General features: G+C 29.5%; 1 protein-coding gene. It reads right to left on the bottom strand.

The window, feature by feature from the left end; genetic code table 11:
- Positions 1-191 precede the first annotated feature (191 nt).
- The gene (locus Q0370_RS07070; RefSeq protein ID WP_299573918.1) at positions 192-1,436 is read right to left on the bottom strand and encodes a family 10 glycosylhydrolase; all 1,245 of its coding nucleotides are present in this window, start codon (positions 1,434-1,436) and stop codon (positions 192-194) included.
- Positions 1,437-1,495 lie beyond the last annotated feature (59 nt).

Here is a 1,495-nt window from a genome sequence, read left to right as displayed (position 1 = left end):
ACCTTATAAAAAACACAAACTTATTTTTATATTTACACTCTATATTATATCCAATTTTTTATATTTTTCAAATTTTATTCAAATTTTATTCAAATTTTTTATAAATTATAAAAAAAATCAGCACTACTGAAGTCATAACAACTTCAATATTACTGATTTCTCCTTTTCTTTAATCTTTTTTTATTCTGTAATTAGAATCCTTGATTTTCTCTATTAGCATAAGGCCCTTGTGCTAAACTGCTTGTTGCATTTTTAGGATTTGTTAATAATGATTTATAGCTAAAGAATATACTTCCTTTTACTTCTGGATAATTTCTGTTGAAATTTACCTGATTTATTAATTCTTTTGCATTTTGCCAATCATTAACTTTGTATGCAGCTTGTCCTATATATAGATTTGTTTTTGTCTGACCTGCATATTTACTCCACCATTTCACAAGCGTATTGTACTCAGCAGCTTTATGCCCCTGATTCCAGTAAATTTGCGGTGCTACATAATCTATCCATCCTTTATTCATCCACAATAAAATATCTGCATATAAATCATCGTAGTTTTGAACTCCAGCTTTTGTTTCAGAACCTCTAGATGGATCAGTAGACGCATTTCTCCATACTCCAAAAGGACTTATTCCAAATTCTACATTTTCATTTTCTTTTTTTATAGAAGAATGCAATTTCTCAACTAATTTATTTACATTGTCTCTTCTCCAGTCACCAACTGATGAAAATTTGTGTCCATATTTCTGATACTGTGCAGAATCAGGATATTCTTGATTTTTAACTTTATACGGATAAAAATAGTCATCCATATGAACACCATCAACATCATAATTTTTTACAACTTCAACAATACTGTTTACAACATAGTCATTAACTTCAGGAATACCTGGATTTAAGTACAATTGTCCTCCATAAGCTACTGTCCATTCTGGTTTTTTACGTCCAATGTTATCTTTTGATAATTTATCTCTTGAACTAGATACTGAAAGTCTGTATGGATTAAACCATGCATGAAATTCAATTCCTCTCTTATGTGCTTCTTCTACCATGAATTTTAGTGGATCGTATCCTGGATTTATCCCTTGAGTCCCTGTTAAGTACTCAGACCAAGGTGCATATTTAGATGGATAAAAAGCATCCCCTGATGGCTTAATTTGTACAAATACTGCATTCATATTCCATTTTTTCACATTATCAAGAATTGTTAAAAATTCTCTTTTTTGCTGCTCAACACTAAGTCCTTTTTTTGACGGCCAATCAATATTACTTACACTGGCTACCCACACTCCTCTTAATTCTTTGCTCTTTGTTACTTTTTGATTATCAATTTTTGATGCATTATGATTATTTCCCATAATAATATTAGAGGCATTTAATGTAGTTGCCATTAAAACCGTAATTGCTAATACTGATATTTTTTTTATAATTGATTTCACCAATATCTCCTTTCTGAATATCAAATCTTCAATATCATTTTAGTATATTTCTTTTTAAA

It is taken from the genome of uncultured Leptotrichia sp. (assembly GCF_938036635.1).
GTDB lineage: Bacteria > Fusobacteriota > Fusobacteriia > Fusobacteriales > Leptotrichiaceae > Leptotrichia > Leptotrichia hongkongensis.
The sequence above is the reverse complement of the archived record's forward strand: the minus strand, read 5'-3'. Positions and strand labels throughout refer to the sequence as shown.